Source organism: Microbacterium sp. NPDC058021 (assembly GCF_042885955.1).
Lineage (GTDB): Bacteria > Actinomycetota > Actinomycetes > Actinomycetales > Microbacteriaceae > Microbacterium.
In genome coordinates this window covers 423626-444211 of sequence record NZ_JBHVRF010000004.1, presented here as the reverse complement: position 1 = coordinate 444211, position 20586 = coordinate 423626, and the positions used below count along the sequence as shown (strand labels likewise).

The 20586-nt window shown below is 73.5% G+C and carries 17 protein-coding genes; 9 read left to right on the top strand and 8 right to left on the bottom strand.

What is annotated here, in order from left to right:
• Positions 1-42 precede the first annotated feature (42 nt).
• Complete coding sequence (gene treZ / locus ACFVR6_RS11170) at positions 43-1803, top strand: malto-oligosyltrehalose trehalohydrolase (protein WP_386962747.1); 1761 nt, start codon at positions 43-45, stop codon at positions 1801-1803.
• Between the two features lie 57 nt (positions 1804-1860).
• Positions 1861-2685, top strand: a complete 825-nt coding sequence (locus ACFVR6_RS11165) for a tryptophan-rich sensory protein (RefSeq protein ID WP_386962744.1) — start codon at positions 1861-1863, stop codon at positions 2683-2685.
• Positions 2686-2700: 15 nt separating this feature from the next.
• On the opposite strand, the gene ACFVR6_RS11160 is transcribed toward ACFVR6_RS11165, so the two are convergent.
• Positions 2701-3426 carry a glutamine amidotransferase-related protein gene (locus ACFVR6_RS11160; RefSeq protein ID WP_386962741.1) on the bottom strand — a complete coding sequence of 242 codons (726 nt, stop codon included), beginning with the start codon at positions 3424-3426 and terminating at the stop codon, positions 2701-2703.
• A gap of 106 nt (positions 3427-3532) precedes the next feature.
• Here ACFVR6_RS11160 and ACFVR6_RS11155 point away from each other — a divergent pair, with 106 nt between their 5' ends.
• From ACFVR6_RS11155 to ACFVR6_RS11140, 4 genes are read left to right on the top strand one after another with little or no spacing between them, the layout of a single operon-like run.
• Positions 3533-4174 carry an RNA polymerase sigma factor gene (locus ACFVR6_RS11155; protein ID WP_386962738.1) on the top strand — a complete coding sequence of 214 codons (642 nt, stop codon included), beginning with the start codon at positions 3533-3535 and terminating at the stop codon, positions 4172-4174.
• Positions 4164-4643, top strand: coding sequence for a hypothetical protein (locus tag ACFVR6_RS11150; protein WP_386962735.1), 480 nt, complete (start codon positions 4164-4166; stop codon positions 4641-4643). The genes ACFVR6_RS11155 and ACFVR6_RS11150 overlap by 11 nt, the downstream gene beginning before the upstream one ends.
• 37 nt (positions 4644-4680) lie before the next feature.
• Entirely contained in the window at positions 4681-6276 is a 1596-nt protein-coding gene (locus ACFVR6_RS11145; RefSeq protein WP_386962733.1) for a S8 family peptidase, read from the top strand.
• A gap of 43 nt (positions 6277-6319) precedes the next feature.
• On the top strand, positions 6320-8791 hold the full coding sequence (locus ACFVR6_RS11140) for a CHAT domain-containing protein (protein WP_386962730.1): 2472 nt from the start codon (positions 6320-6322) through the stop codon (positions 8789-8791).
• Positions 8792-9017: 226 nt separating this feature from the next.
• On the opposite strand, the gene ACFVR6_RS11135 is transcribed toward ACFVR6_RS11140, so the two are convergent.
• Positions 9018-9749 carry a LysR family substrate-binding domain-containing protein gene (locus ACFVR6_RS11135; protein WP_386962727.1) on the bottom strand — a complete coding sequence of 244 codons (732 nt, stop codon included), beginning with the start codon at positions 9747-9749 and terminating at the stop codon, positions 9018-9020.
• A 34-nt stretch (positions 9750-9783) separates the two neighbouring features.
• On the opposite strand from ACFVR6_RS11135, the gene ACFVR6_RS11130 reads away from it, so the two are divergent.
• Entirely contained in the window at positions 9784-10182 is a 399-nt protein-coding gene (locus ACFVR6_RS11130; protein WP_386962724.1) for a DUF1304 domain-containing protein, read from the top strand.
• A gap of 17 nt (positions 10183-10199) precedes the next feature.
• Here the strand turns inward: ACFVR6_RS11130 and ACFVR6_RS11125 are convergent, their stop codons facing one another.
• Positions 10200-10607 carry a transferase gene (locus ACFVR6_RS11125; RefSeq protein ID WP_386962721.1) on the bottom strand — a complete coding sequence of 136 codons (408 nt, stop codon included), beginning with the start codon at positions 10605-10607 and terminating at the stop codon, positions 10200-10202.
• A 95-nt stretch (positions 10608-10702) separates the two neighbouring features.
• Between ACFVR6_RS11125 and ACFVR6_RS11120 the strand changes: the two genes are divergently transcribed.
• Positions 10703-11335 (top strand): YitT family protein, encoded by a 633-nt coding sequence (locus tag ACFVR6_RS11120; RefSeq protein WP_386962718.1) that lies wholly within the window; start codon positions 10703-10705, stop codon positions 11333-11335.
• Between the two features lie 9 nt (positions 11336-11344).
• Here the strand turns inward: ACFVR6_RS11120 and ACFVR6_RS11115 are convergent, their stop codons facing one another.
• From ACFVR6_RS11115 to ACFVR6_RS11105, 3 genes are all read right to left on the bottom strand, one after another.
• On the bottom strand, positions 11345-12118 hold the full coding sequence (locus ACFVR6_RS11115; RefSeq protein WP_386962715.1) for a DNA-formamidopyrimidine glycosylase family protein: 774 nt from the start codon (positions 12116-12118) through the stop codon (positions 11345-11347).
• The gene (locus ACFVR6_RS11110; RefSeq protein ID WP_386962712.1) at positions 12111-16892 is read right to left on the bottom strand and encodes an ATP-dependent helicase; all 4782 of its coding nucleotides are present in this window, start codon (positions 16890-16892) and stop codon (positions 12111-12113) included. The genes ACFVR6_RS11115 and ACFVR6_RS11110 overlap by 8 nt, the downstream gene beginning before the upstream one ends.
• 169 nt (positions 16893-17061) lie before the next feature.
• Entirely contained in the window at positions 17062-17469 is a 408-nt protein-coding gene (locus ACFVR6_RS11105) for a hypothetical protein (RefSeq protein ID WP_386962709.1), read from the bottom strand.
• Positions 17470-17615: 146 nt separating this feature from the next.
• On the opposite strand from ACFVR6_RS11105, the gene ACFVR6_RS11100 reads away from it, so the two are divergent.
• Positions 17616-18029 carry a GreA/GreB family elongation factor gene (locus ACFVR6_RS11100; protein ID WP_386962706.1) on the top strand — a complete coding sequence of 138 codons (414 nt, stop codon included), beginning with the start codon at positions 17616-17618 and terminating at the stop codon, positions 18027-18029.
• Here ACFVR6_RS11100 and ACFVR6_RS11095 read toward each other — a convergent pair.
• Complete coding sequence (locus tag ACFVR6_RS11095; protein WP_386962704.1) at positions 17998-19620, bottom strand: ABC-F family ATP-binding cassette domain-containing protein; 1623 nt, start codon at positions 19618-19620, stop codon at positions 17998-18000. The genes ACFVR6_RS11100 and ACFVR6_RS11095 overlap by 32 nt on opposite strands.
• Before the next feature lie 249 nt (positions 19621-19869).
• Complete coding sequence (locus ACFVR6_RS11090) at positions 19870-20541, bottom strand: alpha/beta hydrolase (RefSeq protein ID WP_386962701.1); 672 nt, start codon at positions 20539-20541, stop codon at positions 19870-19872.
• Between the last annotated feature and the right edge of the window lie 45 nt (positions 20542-20586).

Genomic DNA, 20586 nt, shown 5'->3' with positions numbered 1-20586 from the left:
GAGTCGGCGGCGTGCGAGCGGACGGGTGAAAGGGGACTGGGGATGAGCGTGGAAGTGTGGGCGCCGCGCGCGCAGCGGGTGCGGCTGCGCCGCCCCGACACCGACGACGTCGAGCTGGCGGTGCGTGACGGGGGCTGGTGGACGGCCGACGTCGACCTCGCCGACGGCGACCGCTACGGCTTCGTCCTGGGCGACAGCGAGGCGCTGCGCCCCGACCCGCGCTCGCGGCGCCAGCCCGACGGCGTGCACGCGGCATCCGCGCACGTCGAGCTCGACCCCGCCGTCTGGACCGATGCCGCGTGGACCGGCCGGCAGCTGGCGGGCGGCCTCGTCTACGAGCTGCACGTGGGCACCTTCACGCCGGAGGGCACCCTCGACGCGGCAGCGGCGAGGCTCGACCATCTCGTGCAGCTCGGCGTCACCCACATCGAGCTGCTGCCGGTCAACGGCTTCAACGGCGTGCACAACTGGGGTTACGACGGCGTGCTCTGGTACACCGTGCACGAGGCGTACGGAGGTCCGGCCGGCTACCAGCGGTTCGTCGACGCCGCGCACGCGGCCGGCCTCGCCGTCATCCAGGACGTCGTCTACAACCACCTCGGGCCCAGCGGCAACTACCTGCCCGAGTTCGGGCCGTACCTGCGCGATGCGAGCCGCAACACATGGGGACTCAGCGTCGACCTCGACCAGCCCGAGGTGCGGGAGTACATCGTGCAGAACGCGCTGATGTGGCTGCGGGACTACCACGTCGACGGACTGCGACTGGATGCCGTGCACGCGCTGCACGACGAAGGCCCCGTGCACATCCTCCGCGAACTCGCCGAAGCCGCCGACGCACTCTCGGCGCATCTCGGGCGGCCGCTGAGCCTCATCGCGGAGTCCGACCTCAACGACCCGAAGCTCATCCTGCCGCGGGAGGCGGCCGGATACGGCCTCGCCGCCCAGTGGAGCGACGACTGGCATCACGCCGTGCACGTCGCCCTCACGGGGGAGACGAGCGGGTACTACGCCGACTTCGCCGCGCTCGAGGCGCTGCCGAAGGTGTGGACGCGCGGCTTCTTCCACGACGGCACCCACTCGTCGTTCCGGGGCCGCGACCACGGGCATCCGATCCCCGCCGAGGTCCCGGCGTGGCGTCTGGTGACGTTCGCGCAGGACCACGACCAGATCGGCAACCGTGCCACCGGTGACAGGCTCACGGCGACCCTCTCACCCGAGCGCCTCGCCATCGCCGCCGTGCTCACCCTCACCGCCCCCGGTACCCCGATGCTGTTCATGGGCGAGGAGTGGGGCGCGACGACGCCCTGGCAGTTCTTCACCTCGCACCCCGAGGACTGGCTCGCCGAGGCGACCGCGAAGGGCCGCACGGAGGAGTTCGCGCGCATGGGCTGGGACGAATCCCTCGTCCCCCATCCCAACGATCCCGCCACCTTCGAGCGCTCCAAGCTGGACTGGTCCGAGATCGACGCGGATGCCGGGGCGGCCGCGCCGCACCGGCGTCTGCTGCAGCTGTACCGCGACCTCGCGCGGCTGCGCCGGGACCGGCCGGAACTGACCGATCCCGCATTCGGCTCGCTCTCCGCCGACGCCGTGGAGGTCGACGGCGGCCGGCGCTTCCGGCTCGGGCGCGGTGCGCTGACGGTGCTGGTGAACATCTCCGAGCACGAATGGCACGCCTCGGCAGGGCTCGATGACACGGTGCTGCTGTCCACGGACACCGCCGCCGGCACGCGCCCTGCGGCGGCGGGCGTCGTGGCCGTCGCGCCCGACACCGCGATGGTCATCGGCCCGCCGCTCCACTGAAGCTCGCCCCGCTGTCAACCCCGTGACCCTGCGGGAGCGGACATTTACGGTGAGGGCATGAGCGCCCACACCGCGACCGCCCAGACCACGACCGCCACATCCGCCGACATCGTGCGCCAGGTCGGGGTGATCAGCGCCGTCACCTTCATGCTGATCGCCGCCGTCATCGGCGTCGGGGCCTTCGGCGGCACGCGCGTGCAGGACGTGCAGGACGACGCGCTGTCGGCCACCGGGTCCTACCTCGCCCCCGCGAGCCAGGCGTTCTCCATCTGGAGCGTCATCTACGTGCTCATGGTCGCCTACGCGGTGTGGCAGGCGCTGCCCTCGCAGCGCGCGGATGCGCGGCAGCGGGTGCTGGGCTGGTGGATCGCGGCGACCGCGGTGCTCAACGGGCTGTGGCTGGTCGCGGCGCAGTTCACGACGCTGCCGCTGACGGTGCTGGTGATCGTGCTGCTGCTGGTCACGCTGGGATGGACGTTCCACCTTGCGGTGCAGAACCCCCCGCGCGGCGTGCGTCAGGCGCTGTTCACCGACATCACGGTGGGGCTGCACCTGGGCTGGGTGGCGCTGGCCACCGTGGCCAACAGCTCGGCGTGGCTGACCCAGATCGTGCCTGCGGAGTGGGGTCAGGCGGCGGATGCCGTGGGCATCGCGGTGCTCGTCGTCGTCGCCCTCGTGGGCGTGGGCATCGCCATCGCCAGCGGGGGGCGCGTCGCGCCGGGCCTGGCGATGGGGTGGGGGCTCGTGTGGATCGGCGTGGGCCGGGCATTCGACGAGCCGGAGAGCATGCCCATCGCGACCGCGGCGTGGATCGCCGCGGCGGTCGTCGTGCTGGTCCCGATCATCGTCACCGCGACCCGCTTCGCCCGCAACCGCGCCTGAGGGCGCCGGCCGTCCTCAGCGGTCGACGTGGCGCGCGAAGGCGTGCAGCAGCCGCGCGGGCTCGGTGACGGATGCCGCCAGCACGCGACCGGCGATGAGGTCGTAGTCGCGCGCGTCGAAGTAGCCGTCGTCGCGGTAGATCGCCATGCGCTGCGTGAACGCGCGGCCCGTCGGCTCGGGATGGAACTGCGTCGCGTACAGCCGGTCGCCCACGCGGTACGCCTGCACCGGACAGTCCTCGTTCGTGGCGAGCAGGGTCGCTCCCTCGGGTACCGCGCCGGCGCCCTCCTTGTGGGCGGTCAGCGCCGTGAAGCTGTTCGCGAGGCCGCCGAAGACGGGGTCGGAGCCGGCTTCGGCGGTGAGGGTGACGGTGGTGGGGCCGGTGTCTTCGGGGTAGGCCCGCGTCACCTCGCCGCCGAGCATGCGCGTGACGATGCCGATGCCGTAACAGGTGAACATACCGGCCGTCGTGCCGGCGGCCGCGCGCGCGGCGATGCGTTCGAGGTCGGCCTCGACGCGGCGCTGCACGTCGTTCTTGGTCGATTCGGGATCGGTCACGTTGAACGGGCTCCCGCCCACGACGAAGCCCGCATAGCGGTCGAACACGTCGTCGGGGAGCGGTTCGCGCACGAGATCCAGCTGCGCCAGGTCGTCTCGGCGCATCGCGGCGCGGAAGGACTCGTACTCGCCGGCGGCGGCACCCGCCTGCGGTCGCACGCACACGTACACGAGGGGAGGCATGGCGCGATTGTACGGGGCGGGGCAGGCGAACGGCCGAGATGTTGCGCTGTGGGGGTATCAGATCCGCTCTAGCCGACTCTTCACCGGTGTGACCACAATGGGCGTCATGACCGAACCCGACCCCGGCCTCCGTGACGGACCGGAGGACCCGGGCGTCGAGCCCGGCACGCCACCCTCCCGCTGGCAGCAGGCCGCTGCCGACTTCGCCCGGTGGCGACGGGGCGACACCGCAGCGATGGACGACCTGGTGCGACTGATGACACCCGTGCTGTGGCACGTCGTGCGCGCGTACGGCCTCGAGCGGACGCTGGCGGAGGACGTCGTGCAGACCACCTGGCTCACCCTCGTGCGCAGCCATCCGTCCATCTCCGACGAGCGCGCCGTCTCGGGCTGGCTCATCACGTGCGCCCGCCGGGAGGCCTGGCGGGTGGGCAAGGAGCATCGGCGAGCCACGCCCACCGACACCGTCGACCTCGAACCGCACCTGCCGGCGCAGGACGCGGCGGAGCACACGGCCGAACTCGGCGCGCGCGATCGCGTCCTGTGGGCGGCCGTCGGCGACCTCGACGAACGCTGCCGGCGGCTGCTGCGCACCGTCGCCTTCGAGGAGCGCCCCGACTACTCCCGGCTCGCCGGGGAACTGCACATGCCGGTCGGCTCCATCGGGCCGACCCGGCGACGCTGCCTGAGCAAGCTGCGCGCGTCGCTGCAGGCATCCGGATGGGTGGGAGACGACCGTGGCCGCTGACGAGTCCGCACGTGATGCCGCCCTGTTCCGGGCGCTGCGCCGGACGTGGGAGCAGGTCGACCCGGTGCCGGCCGACCTGGTCGATCGCATGGTCGCCGTCGTCGCCGCCGCCGATCTGTCGCGTGAGTACGCGCTGCTGGCCCTCGTCGAGGGGGAGGCGCTGGCTGCGATGCGCGGCGACGCCGAGATGCTGACACTGCAGTTCAGCGACGGCACGACCAGCGTGCTCGTGCACACGACCGAGACGGAGTCCGGGGGGCGCCGCATCGACGGCTGGGTCGACGCGGCCGCGACGGAGGTCGTGCTGCTGCGCGACGACGACGCCGACGGCGAGCGCGCCGTGCCGGTGGAGTCGGGCCGCTTCGCATTCGACGACGTGCCCGCAGGAGTGCTGCGGCTGCGCGTCGTGCTCGAGGGCGAGGCGCCCGACGGCGCGGCCGCGCTCACGACCCCCCGCTTCGAGATCTAGCGCGTTCCGAGCCCGACCTGCCTGACGAAGGAGAGCCATGAGCAACGAGATCCCGGCCGAGCGGCCGCGCAGGCAGGACTGGCGCGACCGCTGGAACCGCACGCACCGTCAGGGCGTGCCGCTCCAGTTCGAGGCGTCCACCGCCGACCCGGTGCGCCCGTACCCGACGCGCTACGTGCCCGACCATCTCCTCGTCTCGACGCTCGCCGGACCGCTGGAGCGGGTGCTGGGCGCGCTCGCCGACGCGGCATCCGAGTTCGGCTGGCGGGTGCAGCGGCCGAAGGCGGACGAGGCATCGCCGCTGCCGAAGGACCTCGTGCTGCCGCGGGTGTACCGCGTCGACATCGAACCCGCCGAGCGCAGCGCCGCGGCGGAACCCGTGCCCGAGGTGGACGCCTGGCTGCTGCTGCGCCGCACCCGCCAGCGCACCGGCTCGTCGCTGGAGGGCGTGGGGCTGGACCACGTCATCGAGGTGGACGACATCGACCTCAATCCGTTCGGTCGCACCAACCCGTTCGGTCGCACCAATCCGTTCGGCCGGACGAACCCGTTCGGGCGCACCAACGTGCCCGGCATCGGCGGCTACGCGGAACCCGGCAGCGGCGGACGTCAGGTGGCGACCTACGTCGGCCCCGCGCCGGTGCGCGGGGCCGACCCCGCGGACAGCGGACGACGCCCGGTGGTGGCGATCTTCGACACCGGGTGCGGGCGGCATCCGTGGCTGCCGGCGGATGTCGTCGACCGTGAGCCGCAGTGTCCCGCCGGCCACATCGGCTTCTTCGATCCCGCGACCGACCCTGAGGCGCACGGCGACCTCGAGGGTCCGTACGACGGCTTCATCGACGACGCGGCGGGCCACGGCACCTTCATCGCGGGGGTCGTCCGCCAGACCTGCCCCGACGCCGACGTCATCGCGGTGCGCGTCTCGGACGGGGCGGGCATCGTCTGGGAGAGCGAGATGCTCGAGGCGGTGCGCCGACTGGTCGAGGAGATCGTGCTGCACGCGACCGGCGGGGGAGGGCGCGCCGTGGACGTGCTGAACTTCTCGCTCGGCTATTACCACGAGACCCCGGAGGACGGGTACTTCGACCAGACGCTGAACGTCTATCTGGCGGCCGCCCGTCGTCACGGCTGCGCCGTGGTGTGCTCCGCGGGCAACGACGCCACCGACCGGCCCGCGTTCCCCGCGGCGCTGTGGCAATGGCCGGGAGCGGACTTCACCGTGGACGACCCCGGTGACGCCGCGCCGCACGTCGCGGTGGGCGCGGCCAACCCGTCGCACCATTCGGTCGCGCTGTTCAGCAACATCGGCCCCTGGGTGCATCTGTATGCGCCGGGGGTGAGCGTGCTCAGCTGCACCCCGGCGTACGAGGGCGGCGTGCAGGCGGGGACGCGCGACGATCGGCTCGGTCTCAGACGCGAGTCGCTCGATCCCGACGACCTGCGCGGCGGCTTCGCGCTGTGGAGCGGCACCTCCTTCGCGGCGCCCTACGTCGCAGGCCTCCTCGCACGGTCGCTCGTGGCGGGGTTGGCCGACGGTGGTCTCGCCGGCGACGTCGCGGCCAGGTCCGGTGTGCTGGCGAAGGCCCTCGCCCAGCAGCAGGAGACCCTCACCGCGACGCTGCTCGCCTGATCCCGCGGTCGCGCCGCCGGGGGCGGCTCGACAGAATGTGGGAATGGGCATCCCGGCGGCACAGCTGCACGCGCGTGCGGTGGACCTGTGCGCCCACGGGCGCTACCCCGAAGCCCGCCGCGCGCTGCAGCGCGCCGAGGCCCTCACCGACGATCCCGACCTGCGTGCGCGCATCGAGGGGACCCGCGCGCACATCCTCGACCGCGCGGGCGACCCGGTCGAGGCGGAGCGCACCTGCCGCGCCGCCCTGCGCATCGACGGCATCAGCGTCGCCACGACCGCCGTGCTCACCGGCCAGCTCGGCATGCTGGCGATGTACGCCGGTCGCTTCGCCGAGGCCGAGGCGCTCCTCACCGCCGCGATCGGCGACACCCTCGACGACACGGCGCTGGCGAACATGCGGATGAACCGGGCGCTCGCCCGTATGTACCTCGGCCTGCTCGACGGCGCCGATGACGACCTGCGCGATGCGGCCGAGCGATACCGCCGTGTCGGCACGGGCCTGGACGTCGCCCAGGCGCGGCACAACCTCGGCTACGTCGCGCTGCTGCGCGGCGACCTCGTCGAGGCGATGGCGGAGATGTCCGCCGCCCGCGGTCCGATCGCCGCGGCGTCACCGGTCAACGCGGCCGTCAGCGACATCGACATGGCCGAGGTGCTGCGTGAGGCGGGCCTGGTGACGCAGGGCGAGCGGCTGCTGGCCGCCGCCGCACGCGTCTTCGGCGCGCATCGCATGCCGCAGCCCCGCGCCGAGGCCGAGTTCCAGCTGGCACGCTCGCAGCTCATGCACGACCCGCGCCGCGCCGCGCGCACCGCGGCCTCCGCCGCCCGTCGCTTCCGCGCGCTCGGCGCCGAGAGCTGGGCGGCGCGCGCCGACGGAGTGCGTCTGCGCGCTCACCTGGCCGCGGGTACGATCGACCGCCACGGGCTGCCGGTCACCGGGGTCGGCCGCGCGCCGTCGCCGTCCGATGTCGCCGCCGCCGCCACGGCGCTGCGTCGCCACCGCATGACGGGGGACGCCGACGCGGTGCGGCTGGCGCACCAGCTGTGGCGGGCGCGCCGTGGTGCACCCACCGACCGGGTGCGGGCGGCGGCGGATGCGCCGCTGGAGGTGCGTCTGCTGGCCCACGAGGTGCGCGCCGCACGTGCCGCGGTGGCGGGGCGGCAGGCCGAGGCGCGACGCCACGCGGGGCGGGGACTGGACGAGCTCCTCGCGTGGCGCGGATCGTTCGGCAGCATCGACCTGCAGGCATCGGCGGCGATGCACGGCAGCGGGCTGGTGCTCGCCGGCATCGGGGCTGCGGTGCGCTCGGGCCGCCCCGACGCCGTGTTCGAGTGGTCCGAGCGTGCGCGGCACCTCAGCCAACAGGTCGTGCCGCTGCGTCCGCCGCCCGACCCCGAGCAGGCGGCGGACCTGGCAGAGCTGCGGCTGCTGCGCCTGGACCTCCCGGCGGGACAGTGGATGTCCGATCCCCGGGCGGCAGCCTTGGCCTCGCGCGTGCGGCAGCGGCAGTGGTCCGCGACCGGAGCCGCCGGACACGAGCGACGCCACGACCTCGGGGCCGTCCACGCGGCCCTGGATGCCGACACGGCGCTGCTGTCGTACGTGTTCGGACCGCACGGGTTGGCGTGCCTGGTCGTCACCCGGGGGAGCGCCCGCATCGTCGAGCTGCCGGGGTGGGCCGCGGCGCGCGACGAGCTGCCGGGCCTGCGCGCCGATCTCGAGATGGCGGCCGCGGTGCGCACCGGCCCCCTCGCCGGCGTGGTCGCGCGTTCGCTCGCGACCCGGCTCGAGGCGCTCTCCCGGGCGCTCGTCGACCCGTCGCTGCGGGGCATCGCGGCGCGACGCGTCGTCATCACGGTGCCGGGGGTGCTCACCGGGGTGCCGTGGAGCATGCTGCCCGGCATGCGGGGGCGCTCCTCGACCCTCGCGTCGTCGGCATCCCGCTGGGTGCGTGAACGCGGCGGCTCGGGGACGGTGGCCGTGTGCGGGTTCGCGGTGGGCCCCCGGGTCGCGCGTGCCGAGGAGGAGGTTCGTCGGGCCGCGGCGCACTGGGCGGACGCGCGGGTGCTGCCGGCCCCGGAGGCGAGTGTCGACGCCGTCGCGGATCTTGCGGGCGGCGTCGATCTGCTGCACGTCGCCGCGCACGGCCGGCACGCCGTGGACAACCCGCTCTTCTCCGGCCTCGAACTCGCCGACGGTGCCCTGTTCGGCTACGACATCGACCGTATGCCGCGCGTGCCGCACGTCGTCGTGCTGTCGGCGTGCGAAGTGGGTCGCTCGTCGGTGCGCTGGGGTGAGGAGGCGGTGGGCATGACCCGGGCGTGGCTGCACGCGGGCGCACGGTGCGTCGTGGCGGCACCGGTGGTCGTCGCCGACGACGAGGCGGGCGAGCTGCTCTCGGCGATGCACGAAGGGCTCGCGGCGGGGCTGCCGGCGTCGGATGCGCTCGCCGCGGCATCCGAGCGCACCGGCATCCGGGCGCCCTTCCAATGCCACGGATCGGGTTTCTGAAAGAACCTTCATCTGCGATGTATCAGGACCGGTGGGAGCGGCTCTTCATCAATGGAACGACATCAGCGGTGAACATCAGGGATCCCACCGGGTCATCGCGATCGTCAGCGGATGCTGGGGCGCCGATGACCCGTCGTTTCACGAGGGACTGACTGGCCTGGGGGCGTTCGGTCCCCGGAACCGGCGGACCGGGGGGCTCCGCCGGTTCCGGCTGCCCGCGTGCGGGTCAGCCGCGGGAGGAGCGGGCGGTGCGGCCGCGCACGATGCCGACGAACGTCTCGACGAGCTCGGTGGTGGCCTCCACCGGCCATGCCAGGGCGACGGACGAGACGGGGCCGTCCCGCAGCGGGCGCTGGGTGACGTCGCGGCGCTGGTGCAGGCGTGCGAGGGACATCGGCACGATCACGATGCCCACTCCCGCCGCGACCGTCTCGATGGCCTGGGCCGTGTCGTCAGGGCGCGCGAAGGCCGGGGCGACGGCGCCCGGCACGTCGACGTGCAGCACATCGTCGAGGGGGGAGATGACGATCTCGCCCGCCAGGTCGGCGAGGGTGAGCTCGTCGGCGGCGGTGAGGTGCGACTCGGCGGCGCACACCACGACCGGCACCTCGTCGTAGAGCGGGATGACGTGCAGGCCCTCGACGTCGATGGGCCGTCGCACGAGTGCGGCGTCGACGGATGCCGCATCCAGTGCCGCGCGCTGCTCGGCGACCTGCAGCGGGACGAGCTCGAGGGGGGTGTGCGGCATGCGCTGCTGCCACAGGTCGATCCACTTGCCGGGCGTCGCGCCGGGGATGGCGCCGAGCCGGAAGGGTCCCGCCGGTGGGGGCGGGGGAGGCGCCGGGGCGGCCGGATCGGCGGCGCGGGCGGGGCGCTGGGGCTTCTTCGGGGCCGTCGCCTTGGCGGGCCGTTTGCCCTGGCGACGGGGACCGGGTCGGGGTGCGCCGCTTTTCGCCATATCCCCGAGCGTACCCGCGCGGTATGGTCCCAGCATGATCCCCGCCCTGGCGACGGTGTTCGCGGCGCTGGCCGCGGCGCTGCACGTGTACATCTTCGTCATGGAGAGCGTGCAGTGGACGCAGCCGCGGGTCTGGCGCCGATTCGGAGTGGCCGACCAGGCCGCCGCCGACACGACGAAGCCGATGGCGTACAACCAGGGCTTCTACAACCTGTTCCTCGCGATCGGGGTGGCGCTGGGCCTCGTGCTGTTCTGGGTCGGCGATGCCGGCACCGCAGCCGACGTCGCCGGGCGCACCCTCGTGCTCTTCGGGCTCGGCTCGATGCTCGCCGCCGCACTCGTGCTGGTGACCTCCGGCCGGCGGTACGTCCGGCCCGCGCTCGTCCAGGGCACGCTGCCCCTCGTGGGCGTCGTGCTGTTGCTCTTCGCCTGAGAACGCGGCGCGTGCGGCTACGCCGCCAGGCGCAGCCCGCGGCGGTCGGTCGCGACGCGTTCGCCGTCGGCGACGCTCTCGTTGTCGCCGATGAGGGCCCCACCGGCCACGCGCGCGTTCGCCCCGACCGTGGTGCGGATGCCGATCTTGGCTCCGGCGCCGATCGCGGCTCCCGAGCCCACGTGGGCGAGCTCGGCGATCTCGACGTTGGGGCCGATCACGGCATCGGGTTCGATCCAGGCGCCACGGCGGATGCGCACACCCGCGGCAACTTCCGCCCCGGGTTCGACATACGCTCCCGCTTCGACCAGGGCGCTGGAGTGCACCTTGGCCCCGTGCGCGATCAGTCCGCGCCCGTTGACGTGCTTGCGGTAACGCAGCGTCTCGCCACGGTCGTTCTCGATGTCGACGTAGTTCTTACCCAAAATCTCCTCCTGCGACGCTGTGCGGCGCCGAAGTAGGGACAACGTCGAGGTCGCGGCATTCATTCCCCGGGGCGTGGGCCTGGGAGGATGGTGGGGTGACCGAGACCGGACCTTCGCTCGTCTTCGACAAGAAGGCCACCGAGCACAGCGTTGCCGAGGACGTGCTCGGGATGCTGACGGGCACGTTCGCCGCGTCGTTCGGGCTGTATCTGCTCAACGCGTCCGAGGCCGTCACCGGTGGCACCGCCGGGCTGTCGCTGCTGCTGGGCTTTGCCACGGGGTGGCCGTTCTGGGCGCTGTTCGCCGTCATCAACGTGCCGTTCGCGGTGCTGGCGGTGTACAAGCGCGGGTGGGAGTTCACTATCCGCACCATCATCGCCATCGGGCTGGTGTCGGGGTTCTCGGTCGTGCACGAGAACCTGTTCCAGATCGCGTCGCTCAACCCCGTCTACGGCGCACTCGCCGGCAACCTCATGGCCGGCATCGGCCTGCTCATCGTGTTCCGTCACGGGGGAAGCCTGGGCGGGTTCAACGTGATCGCGCTGATCGTGCAGGATGCCACGGGCTTCCGCGCCGGATGGACGCTGATGATCTTCGACCTGGCGGTCGTGCTGGCGGCACTGCTGGTCGTGCCGCTGCCCAACGTCCTGCTGAGCGCGCTCGGCGCCGTGCTGCTGAACCTCGTCCTCGCCCTCAACCACCGGCCGGGCCGGTACATCGGGCGCTGAGTCGCACCGTCAGCGCTGGCAGACGGGACACCAGAACACGTGGCGTTCGGCCAGGGGATTCGCCCCCAACGCCCCCGCCCGCACCAGCGTGCCGCAGCGCCGGCACGCCTTGCCCTCCCGGCCGTAGACCCACATGCCCCGTCCCGGGCGGGCATCGCCGGTGAACACGCGCCGGGGCCGGTCGCGATTGGTGCGGATCATGCGCGCGGCGGTCTCGACGAGACCCACGACATCCACGGCGGTCGCGAGGGCGTCGGGGCGGATGCCGCGGACGAACAGCACCTCGTTGGCGTAGACGTTGCCGAGCCCCGCGATGTTTCGCTGGTCCAGCAGCGCGACGTGGACGGGGCGGTCATCGGCCGCCACCCGCCGGGCGGCCTCCGCCGGGTCCCAATCCGGGCCGAGCGGATCAGGGCCGAGGTGTCCGACGATGCGGCCCTCGTCGGCGGTGGGGAGCACCTCGACCATCGCGAGGTCGAAGCCCACGGCATCCGACCGGTCGTTGCCGACGATCGCCCGGGCGGTGTGTCCGGGGCGCCGCCAGCGGCCGCCCGCGGGATACACGTGCCACTCGCCCTCCATCTTGAGGTGGGAGTGCAGCGTCGCCGCGCCCGCACGCAGCAGCAGATGCTTGCCACGGGGGACGACCTCGGTCACCGTCTCGCCGCGGAGGTCGGCGGTGGCGCTGCCGGGTACCCGGATGTCGAACCGCGTGATGACGCGGCCGGCGAGGGCGTCGTGCAGGCTGGCCGCGGTGCGGAAGACGGTGTCGCCCTCAGGCATCCGTCGCCGCCGCCTGTCGGTAGCCGGCCGCAGCCGTGACCTTGCGCAGCGTGAGTCCGCGGGTGGCCTCGACGAATCCGGCAGCGCGCAGGGCACGCCCGACCGCGGTGCCGTAGACGAACTCCCCGTTGACCTGCTCGATCGTGAGGGTGTCCAGCCGCCGGGTGCGGGCGGTCGCGGCGAGGTCGGCGGCGGCGGCGGCCAGGCGCGGCTCGTCGTCGGTGAACGCCAGCGCCGACCGGCCGCCGCGTTCGAGGTACAGGGTCAGCGCACCGTCGACGATCACGACGAGCCCACCGGCCTTGCGCCCCGGCCGGTGGGAGACGCCGTCGAGGGCCGGCCAGCCCAGCGCCGCGCCGTACGGGTTGGCGGGGTCGGTGGCGGCGAGGGTCACCGCCCGCAGCGGCGCGGGGTCGGGCAGGCCCGCGAACTCCCGCAGCCGGTCGACCGTCACGGCGGCGGCGAACTGCGCCGCGCCGAGCTTCTCGATGACGTACCCGCGGCGGCAGTGGCCCGCCTCCTCGAAGCCCGCCAGGATGCGGTAGGTCTGCGCGAACCCGCCGGGGACGCCCTCGGCCTGCACGCTGCCGCGCGTGACGACGCCGTAGCGGTCCAGCAGCAGACTCGCCGTCGCGGTGGCGCGGGCGGCGGCGTCGGGTTCGGGCGTCGGCAGCAGCGACCAGCGCCCGCCGAGTGCGGGCGGCCGGGGCGGGGCGACACCGGGCCGGGGCAGCGCCGTGCCGCGGTACAGCCGCGCGCGTGGTGTGCGCCGGGTGGTGCGGTGGGCCTGCGACCCGCCGCCGAGGAGGGTGCGGATGGGCGCGAACGTGTCGTTGGTGACGCGGCCCTGCCAGGTGAGGTCCCACAGCGCGTCGATGACGGACTGCTCGTTCTCGACATCCGTCAGTTGACGCAGCTGCGCCGCGAAGTAGGCGCCTCCCCCCGCGAGGGCCGCGATGATCCGGGCGGCGATGCTGTCGGCGCCGCTGTCGGGATCGGTCTCGCGTGCCTCGGCGAGGTCGTCGTCGGGCGGCTGGAGGGTGAGGGGTGCGGCGTCGGCGACGTGCAGGGCGATCCAGCCGTCCCGACCGGGGAGCGACCCGTGCCCCGACCAGAGCACCTCGCCGGTCGCGGTCAGCTCATCGAGCATGCCGGAGGTGTAGTCGCGGACGCGGGAGGGGAGGATGAGCGATTCCCACGCGCTCGCCGGGATGGGGACGCCGGCGAGCTGTTCGACGACGGCGACCACACCGTCGATGCCCTCGAGCGGCCGCGTCACGTGCTGCCACATCGGCAGGAACCGGGCGTACGCCTCGGGGGAGACCGGCTCCACGCTGCCGCGGATCGCGGCGAGCGAGCGCATGCGCAGTCGGCGCAGCACCTCGGTGTCGCACCAGTCGCCCTCGTCGACGACGCCCGGCTCCCCGCCGGTCGCCCCGCGCGAGCCGGGGTCGGGCAGGAAGAACCCGCTCGTCACCCGGCCCTGCGACTCGAGGCGCTGCAGGGCCTGGCGGGCGACGGCGAGGCCGAGTCCCAGCCGGGTGGCGACGTCGGCGGCGCGGAACGGCCCGTGCGTGCGGGCGTGGCGGGCGACGAGGTCGGCGAGGGGATCGGCGACGGGCTCGAGGAAGGCCGTCGGCAGGCCCACCGGCAGTGCCGTGCCGAGGGCGTCGCGCAGCCGCGCGGCATCCTCGATCGCCGCCAGCCTTTCCACCCCGCCGATGCTCACGCGGATCGCGCGCCGGGTGAGGACGAGGGCGTCCAGGTGCACCGTCGCCTCGGCGAGCGGGTCGGTGTCGGCCACCAGGCGCTCGGCCACCTCTCCGGCCGAGAGCGGACCGAGCAGGCGCAGCAGGTCGGCGACGCCCTCCATGCCGCGGGCGCGACGCTCCGGGTCCAGTCGCTGCACCTCGCGTTCGAACTGCGCGATGACGTCCGGGTCGAGCAGCTCCCGCATCTCGACCTTGCCGAGCAGTTCCGCCAGCAGGGCCGGGTCGACCGACAGGGCGGCGGCGCGGCGCTCGGCCAGCGGCGAATCGCCCTCGTACATGAACGCGCCGACATATCCGAAGAGCAGGTCCCGTGCGAACGGCGACGGCTGGGCGGTGTCGGTCTCGACGAGGCGGATGCGTCGGTCGGCGATGGAGCGGGCGATGCGCAGCAGCGCGGGCAGGTCGTAGACGTCCTGCAGCACTTCGCGCAGCGTCTCGAGGATGATCGGGAAGGTCGGATGCCGTCGGGCGACCTCCAGCAGCTGCGCCGAGCGCTGGCGCTGCTGCCACAGCGGGGCGCGTTTGTTGGGGTTCAGGCGCGGCAGCAGCAGCGCGCGCGCCGCGCATTCGCGGAAGCGGGAGGCGAACAGCGCCGACCCGCCGACCTCGTCGGTGACGATCTGCTCGAGTTCGTCGGGGTCGAAGACGAACAGGTCCGCCCCTGGCGGCTCCGCCGCGGCATCCGGCACGCGCGCGATGATGCCGTCGTCGCTCGCGACGGCCGCGCCCTCGACACCGAGGCGCTCCCGGATGCGGGCGTTGACCGCCAGCGCCCAGGGCGCGTGCACGTGCATGCCGTAAGGGGAATGCAGGATGATGCGCCAGTCGCCGACCTCGTCACGGCCGCGCTCGACGGTGAGGGTGCGGTCGGTGGGAAGGCTCCCCGTCGCCTCCCGCTGTTCGGCGAGGTAGCCCAGCAGATTGCCGATGGCGTTGTCGTCGAGGCCGGACTCGGCGAGGCGCGCAACGGCCTTCTCGTGCGGCGCCGTCGAGATCTCGCGCGAGAACCTGCCCAGTGCCTCGCCGAGCTCGGCCGGGCGCCCGAGACCGTCGCCGTGCCAGAAGGGGAGCTTGCCCGGCTGACCGAACGCGGGGAGCACATTGACGCGGTCGTGGGTGATCTCCACGATGCGCCAGCTGGTGGTGCCGAGGGTGAAGACGTCGCCCACCCTCGATTCGTAGACCATCTCCTCGTCGAGCTCGCCGACGCGGGCGTTGCGGGTCTCGCCCGCCACGAAGACGCCGAACAGGCCGCGGTCGGGGATGGTGCCGCCGCTCGTGACGGCGATGCGCTGGGCGCCGGGACGCCCGGTGAGGGTGCCGTGATCGCGATCCCACACGATGCGGGGGCGCAGCTCCGCGAACTCGTCGGAGGGGAAGCGTCCGGCCAGCAGGTCGAGGGTCGCCTCGTACGCCGAGCGGGGCAGGGTGCGAAACGGCGCGCTGCGGCGCAGGGTCTCGAACCATCCCTCGACGTCGATGGGCCCCGTGGCGCAGGCGGCGACGGTCTGCTGCGCGAGGATGTCGAGCGGATTCTGCGGCACCGCGATCGCCTCGATCTGGCCGGCCAGCATGCGCTCGGTCACGACCGCGGTGTGCAGCACGTCGCCGCGGTGCTTGGGGAACAGGGCCGCGCGGCTCACCTCGCCCACCTGGTGGCCGGCGCGTCCCACGCGCTGCAGGCCGGAGGCCGCCGACGGCGGCGCCTCGACCTGGATGACGAGGTCGACCGCGCCCATGTCGATGCCGAGTTCGAGCGAGCTGGTCGCCACGACGCAGCGCAGCGCGCCCGACTTCAGCTCGTCCTCCACCTGCGCGCGCTGCTCCTTCGACACCGACCCGTGGTGCGCCTTCGCGAGCACGGGCTCCGCGCCCGCGGTCGCACCGGCCTGCGCCATCATCGCGGCGGGGATCGCGGGTTCGGGCAGGTCGAGCCCGAGCCGTTCCGCATAGATCTCGTTGAGCCGACCGGTGAGACGCTCGGCGAGGCGCCGGGAGTTGGAGAAGACGATCGTGGAGCGGTGAGCGAGGATGCGGTCGACGATCGCCTCCTCCACGTGCGGCCACACCGACCCGGTGGCCTCGGGGGCGGTGCCGCCGCCGCGGCCGCCGCCGGACGGGGCGAACCAGTCGCCGTCGCCGCTGGCCTCGTCGGCCTCGTCGGGATCCGCGTCGGGGGTGCCGGGAGGCGGGGGTGGGTTGAGCATGTCGTCGACGGGGACCACGACCGACAGGTCGAACGCCTTCGTCGCCCGCGGCGCGACGATCTCCACAGGAGCCGATCCGCCGAGGAAGCGCGCCACCTCATCGATGGGGCGGACGGTGGCCGACAGGCCGATGCGCTGCGCGGGCGGGAGCGTCGCGGCATCCTCGGCGTGCTCCTGCCGCAGCGCCTCGAGTCGCTCCAGACTCACCGCCAGGTGGGCGCCGCGCTTGGTCGCCGCGACCGCGTGCACCTCGTCGACGATGACGGTGTGGACGTTGCGCAGGGTGAGGCCCGCCTGGCTCGTGAGCATGAGGTACAGCGACTCGGGGGTGGTGATCAGGATGTCGGGAGGGTCGGCGACGAGTTTGCGGCGGTCGGCTGAGGGAGTGTCGCCCGAGCGCACGCCCACCGTGACATCGGGCACGGTGAGGCCCAGGCGCCGCGCGGACTGCCCGATGCCGACCAGCGGCGAGCGGAGGTTGCGCTCCACATCGACGCCCAGCGCCTTCAGCGGTGACACGTAGAGCACGCTGGTGCCGGGGTTCGGTTCGCGGCGGCGGCGACCGCGGGCCGGGGGCGGCACGGCATCCGCCGGGCGCTTCTCGTGGAAGATGCGGTCGATGGCCCACAGGAACGCCGAGAGCGTCTTGCCGGAGCCGGTCGGGGCGACGACGAGGGCGTGCTTGCCGTGGGAGATGGCGTCCCAGGCGCCGACCTGCGCGGTCGTGGGGGCGGGGAAGGCGCCGCGGAACCAGTCCTGCGTGGCAGGACCGAAGCGTTCGAGGACGTCGACCATCCCCTCATCTTCGTCCCCGCCGCCGACAATCGGGTGGGTCTTGACGTCGCGGCATCCGCCGCCGGGCCGCGGATCTCCCCAGCGCAGGAGATCTCACCGGAACAGGACGGTTCCGGCGGAGAGTGTCCTGTTGCGGGGAGTCCTCCTGTTTCGGGAGGCGCCGGCGGTGTCAGAGCCGGATCGTGATGGATGCCTCGAGCGGCCCGCCGCACTCCTCGCTGCCGCCGGTGCGCACCCACTCCACCTCGACCGGGATGTCGGCGAGCACCTGGCGGTCGGCATCCAGCGCGCGGATGGTGAACTCCTCCGGGAACTGCCCGCTGAAGGTCCAGGTGTCGCCGTCCGACGTGCCGTCAACCATGGCGAGTGCTTCTTTCGACGCCGGCGTGCAGTCGTCGCCGACGCAGAGGTTCACGTGGGCCGCGTCACCCTCGACCGCCACGCGCAGGGTGCTGCCGTAGGCGATGGCGGGGCAGGCGATGCCGAGTCCGGGGCTTTGCGCGCTGCAGCCTGCCAGTGCCGCGGCGGCCAGAGCGAGCAGGCCGAGCGCCCGGGCGGGTCGGCTGCGGGCGGGCATGCGTTCATCCTGGGGCCACAAGCCCCCGGCTCTCCGGGATCGTTACCGGACCGTGCCGCAGCCAGCGGCCATTGGGGCGAGGGGGAACGCTGGCCTTCTGCGCGCCGGAGGGCTAGTCTGGAGGATCTTTGCCAAGTGGGGGAATCATGTCGAACCAGCAGGACACCGTGTGGATGACCGCGGGCGCGCTCGCGTCGCTGCAGACGGAACTCGATGAGCTGACCAGCCGCGCCGAGGGCGACGCCGACCAGGCGCGCCAGGTGGAGCTGCGCAGTCTCATCCGGCGGGCCGAGGTCGGCACCAAGCCCGACGACGGCCTGGTGGAGCCGGGCATGACCGTGACGGTGCGCTTCACCCGCGACGGCTCCGAGGAGACGTTCCTGCTCGGCAGCCGCGAGCTCGTGCGTCCGGGCAGCGAGATCGAACTTGACGTCTACTCGCCGTCGTCGCCGCTGGGCGTGGCGATCACGGGTCGCTCCGTGGGCGACACCGTGACCTACCAGGCGCCGGGCGGCGCGACGATCGAGGTCACCGTGGTCGCGGCGGTGCCGTTCGGCTGAGCTCGCGCTCGGCCAGCGTGCCCGTTGCCGACAGCTCGAGGACGAGGTCCGGCCCGAGACGCTCGAGGAAGACATCGTCGTGGCTGACCACGAGCACGGCGCCGCGGTAGGCGGCGATCGCATCGACCAGTTCGTCGACTGTGCCCAGGTCCAGACTGTTCGTCGGCTCGTCGAGGATCAGCAGCTGCGGCGGCGGATCCGCCAGCAGCAGTCGGGCCAGGGCGACGCGGAAGCGCTCGCCGCCTGACAGGCTCGCCACCGGCCGGTCCACCGTCGCGCCGCGGATGAGGAAGCGCGCGAGCCGGTTGCGCAGCTCGACGGGTGGGATGCCGGGTGCCGCCGCCCGCACGTTGTCGAGCACCGACGCGGCGTCGTCGAGGCCGTCGATGCGCTGCGGCAGGTAGCCGATGCGGTCGGTGTGGGCCTCGGTGCGTTCACCGCCGGCCGACGTGACCAGCCGCTCGAGCAGGGTGGTCTTGCCCGCACCGTTCGGGCCCGTGATCGCGACCCGCTCGGGGCCCTGCACGATCCACGCGCGCTCGCCGTCGCCGATCGTCGCGATGCGCCGTCCCGCCGGCACACCCGGGTCGGGCAGGTCGATGTGCAGCCGGGCGTCATCGCGCACGCGGCGTTCGGCGGCATCCCAGGCGGCCCGCGCCGCGGCCTCGCGGTCGGCGACCATGCCGCGCAGCTTTCCCGCCGAGACCTGCGCCGCGCGCTTGCGGGCGCCGGAGACGATGCCGGGCACGCGTTTCTCATGCTCGGCCTTGCGGCCCATCGCCGCACGGCCGGCGAGCGTGGACTCCGCCTCGATGCGATCGCGCTTCTCGCGGCGCACGACCTGCGCGGCGGCTCGCTCGGCCTGGCGCGCGGCATCCTGCTCGCGCGCCATCGCCTCCCGCCACTGCGAGTACGGTCCGCCGAACGTCGACAGCGCGCTGCCGTACAGCTCGGCGGTCTCGTCCATGAGCTCCAGGAGCGAGACATCATGGCTGACCACGATCAGCGCCCCCGGCCAGTCGCGCACGAGGTGCCCCAGCCGCGCGCGGGCATCGCGGTCGAGGTTGTTGGTGGGTTCGTCGAGCAACGTGATCTCCGCGCGGCGCGCCCGGATGCCGGCGACGGCGGCCAGCACGGCTTCGCCGCCCGACAGCTCGCCGACCCGGCGGTCGAGGGCGTCCGGCGGGAGGCCCGCGTCGGCGAGGGCCGCGGTGGCCCGCGCCTCGACGTCCCAGTCGTCGCCGATGGCATCGAAGTGGGCGGGGTCGACGTCACCGGATTCGATGGCGCGCAGCGCCCGGAGCGTCTCGCCGACCCCGAGGAGGTCGGCGACGGGCCGGGTCACCCCGAGGGTCAGCGTCTGCGGCAGCAGTGCCACGTCGCCGGTGACCGAGAGGTGTCCGGACGCCGGGGCGAGGCGCCCCGCGATGAGGCGCAGCAGGGTGGACTTGCCCGACCCGTTGCGGCCGACGAGGCCGGTGCGGGCGGTGCCGAACGCGCCGGTGACCTCGGTGAGAGCGGGCGTGCCGTCGGGCCAGGCGAACGACACGCGGTCGAGCACGACGGCGGGGGAGAGGGAGGTGGTGGGCATGCGATTCCTTCGGTGTCAGCCCCGAGATGCTCAGGGGTGCGCTGACACGAAGGGTCGCGGCATCGGCCGACGTGAGGACGTCCGGGCCGGGAGGCGACGGGATCGACGGGTCAGCGCAGGGGATGCGCTTCCACGTCGAAGGATCGACGGTCAGCGCGCTTACTGCGCGGCCGCGACGATCTTCGTCATTTCATTCCTCACCTGGGGGACACAACGCAGGCCACCATACCCGACGCCGCTGCGCCCTGACTAGGGAGTCGGCGCGGTGGGCGCCGCGTCGTCGAGCCGCTTGCGCAGGAACACCACGACGTCGTCCAGCTCGGGCTGCGAGACGCTGTGGGTGAGGCCGGTGTAGACCCGGCCACTGAGGTCGACGTGGTCGGGCAGCCACTGCACCGTGTGGTCGACGAGCTCGGCGGGGATGACGTCGTCGTGCGTGCCGCGGCCCCAGAACACCGGCGGGCGCCGCTCGGCCAGACGCTCGTCGCCGGGCAGGGCGCCAGGAGTGGCGTAGCCGCTGAGGTTCACCGCGAACGCGAACGCGTCGGGGCGCAGGCGCAGTGCCTGCAGCGCCACGGCAGCGCCCTGCGAGAAGCCGAGGAGACCGACGGATGCCGCATCGCTCGCGGCATCCACCCACTGCACCAGCCGCGCCGCGGCGGCGGTGACGTCGTCGGGGCGGCGCTCGTCGAGTCCTTCGATCGGATACCAGGAGTAGCCGGGCGTCGGCCACGGCGGCGACAGCGGGGCGCGGACGGCGGCGACCACGTACTCGGGCGGCAGCAGCGGCGCGAGGGCGAAGAGGTCGTTCTCATCCGACCCGTAACCGTGCAGCAGCACCAGCAGCGGCCGGCCGCCCCGTTCGGCCGGGGGTGCCGACCAGCGCACCACGACCGGATCGAGGACGGGAATGACGGTCATGGCTCCATCCTGGCAGGACGCGGGGACACCGGGTTGGTATACATA

What these genes read in the sequence shown, in the direction of transcription:
- treZ (WP_386962747.1), top strand. Translation starts at nt 43, where the DNA reads ATGAGCGTGGAAGTGTGGGCGCCGCGCGCGCAGCGGGTGCGGCTGCGC.
- ACFVR6_RS11165 (WP_386962744.1), top strand. Translation starts at nt 1,861, where the DNA reads ATGAGCGCCCACACCGCGACCGCCCAGACCACGACCGCCACATCCGCC.
- ACFVR6_RS11160 (WP_386962741.1), bottom strand. Translation starts at nt 3,426, where the DNA reads ATGCCTCCCCTCGTGTACGTGTGCGTGCGACCGCAGGCGGGTGCCGCC.
- ACFVR6_RS11155 (WP_386962738.1), top strand. Translation starts at nt 3,533, where the DNA reads ATGACCGAACCCGACCCCGGCCTCCGTGACGGACCGGAGGACCCGGGC.
- ACFVR6_RS11145 (WP_386962733.1), top strand. Translation starts at nt 4,681, where the DNA reads ATGAGCAACGAGATCCCGGCCGAGCGGCCGCGCAGGCAGGACTGGCGC.
- ACFVR6_RS11140 (WP_386962730.1), top strand. Translation starts at nt 6,320, where the DNA reads ATGGGCATCCCGGCGGCACAGCTGCACGCGCGTGCGGTGGACCTGTGC.
- ACFVR6_RS11135 (WP_386962727.1), bottom strand. Translation starts at nt 9,749, where the DNA reads ATGGCGAAAAGCGGCGCACCCCGACCCGGTCCCCGTCGCCAGGGCAAA.
- ACFVR6_RS11130 (WP_386962724.1), top strand. Translation starts at nt 9,784, where the DNA reads ATGATCCCCGCCCTGGCGACGGTGTTCGCGGCGCTGGCCGCGGCGCTG.
- ACFVR6_RS11115 (WP_386962715.1), bottom strand. Translation starts at nt 12,118, where the DNA reads ATGCCTGAGGGCGACACCGTCTTCCGCACCGCGGCCAGCCTGCACGAC.
- ACFVR6_RS11110 (WP_386962712.1), bottom strand. Translation starts at nt 16,892, where the DNA reads ATGGTCGACGTCCTCGAACGCTTCGGTCCTGCCACGCAGGACTGGTTC.
- ACFVR6_RS11105 (WP_386962709.1), bottom strand. Translation starts at nt 17,469, where the DNA reads ATGCCCGCCCGCAGCCGACCCGCCCGGGCGCTCGGCCTGCTCGCTCTG.
- ACFVR6_RS11100 (WP_386962706.1), top strand. Translation starts at nt 17,616, where the DNA reads ATGTCGAACCAGCAGGACACCGTGTGGATGACCGCGGGCGCGCTCGCG.
- ACFVR6_RS11095 (WP_386962704.1), bottom strand. Translation starts at nt 19,620, where the DNA reads ATGCCCACCACCTCCCTCTCCCCCGCCGTCGTGCTCGACCGCGTGTCG.
- ACFVR6_RS11090 (WP_386962701.1), bottom strand. Translation starts at nt 20,541, where the DNA reads ATGACCGTCATTCCCGTCCTCGATCCGGTCGTGGTGCGCTGGTCGGCA.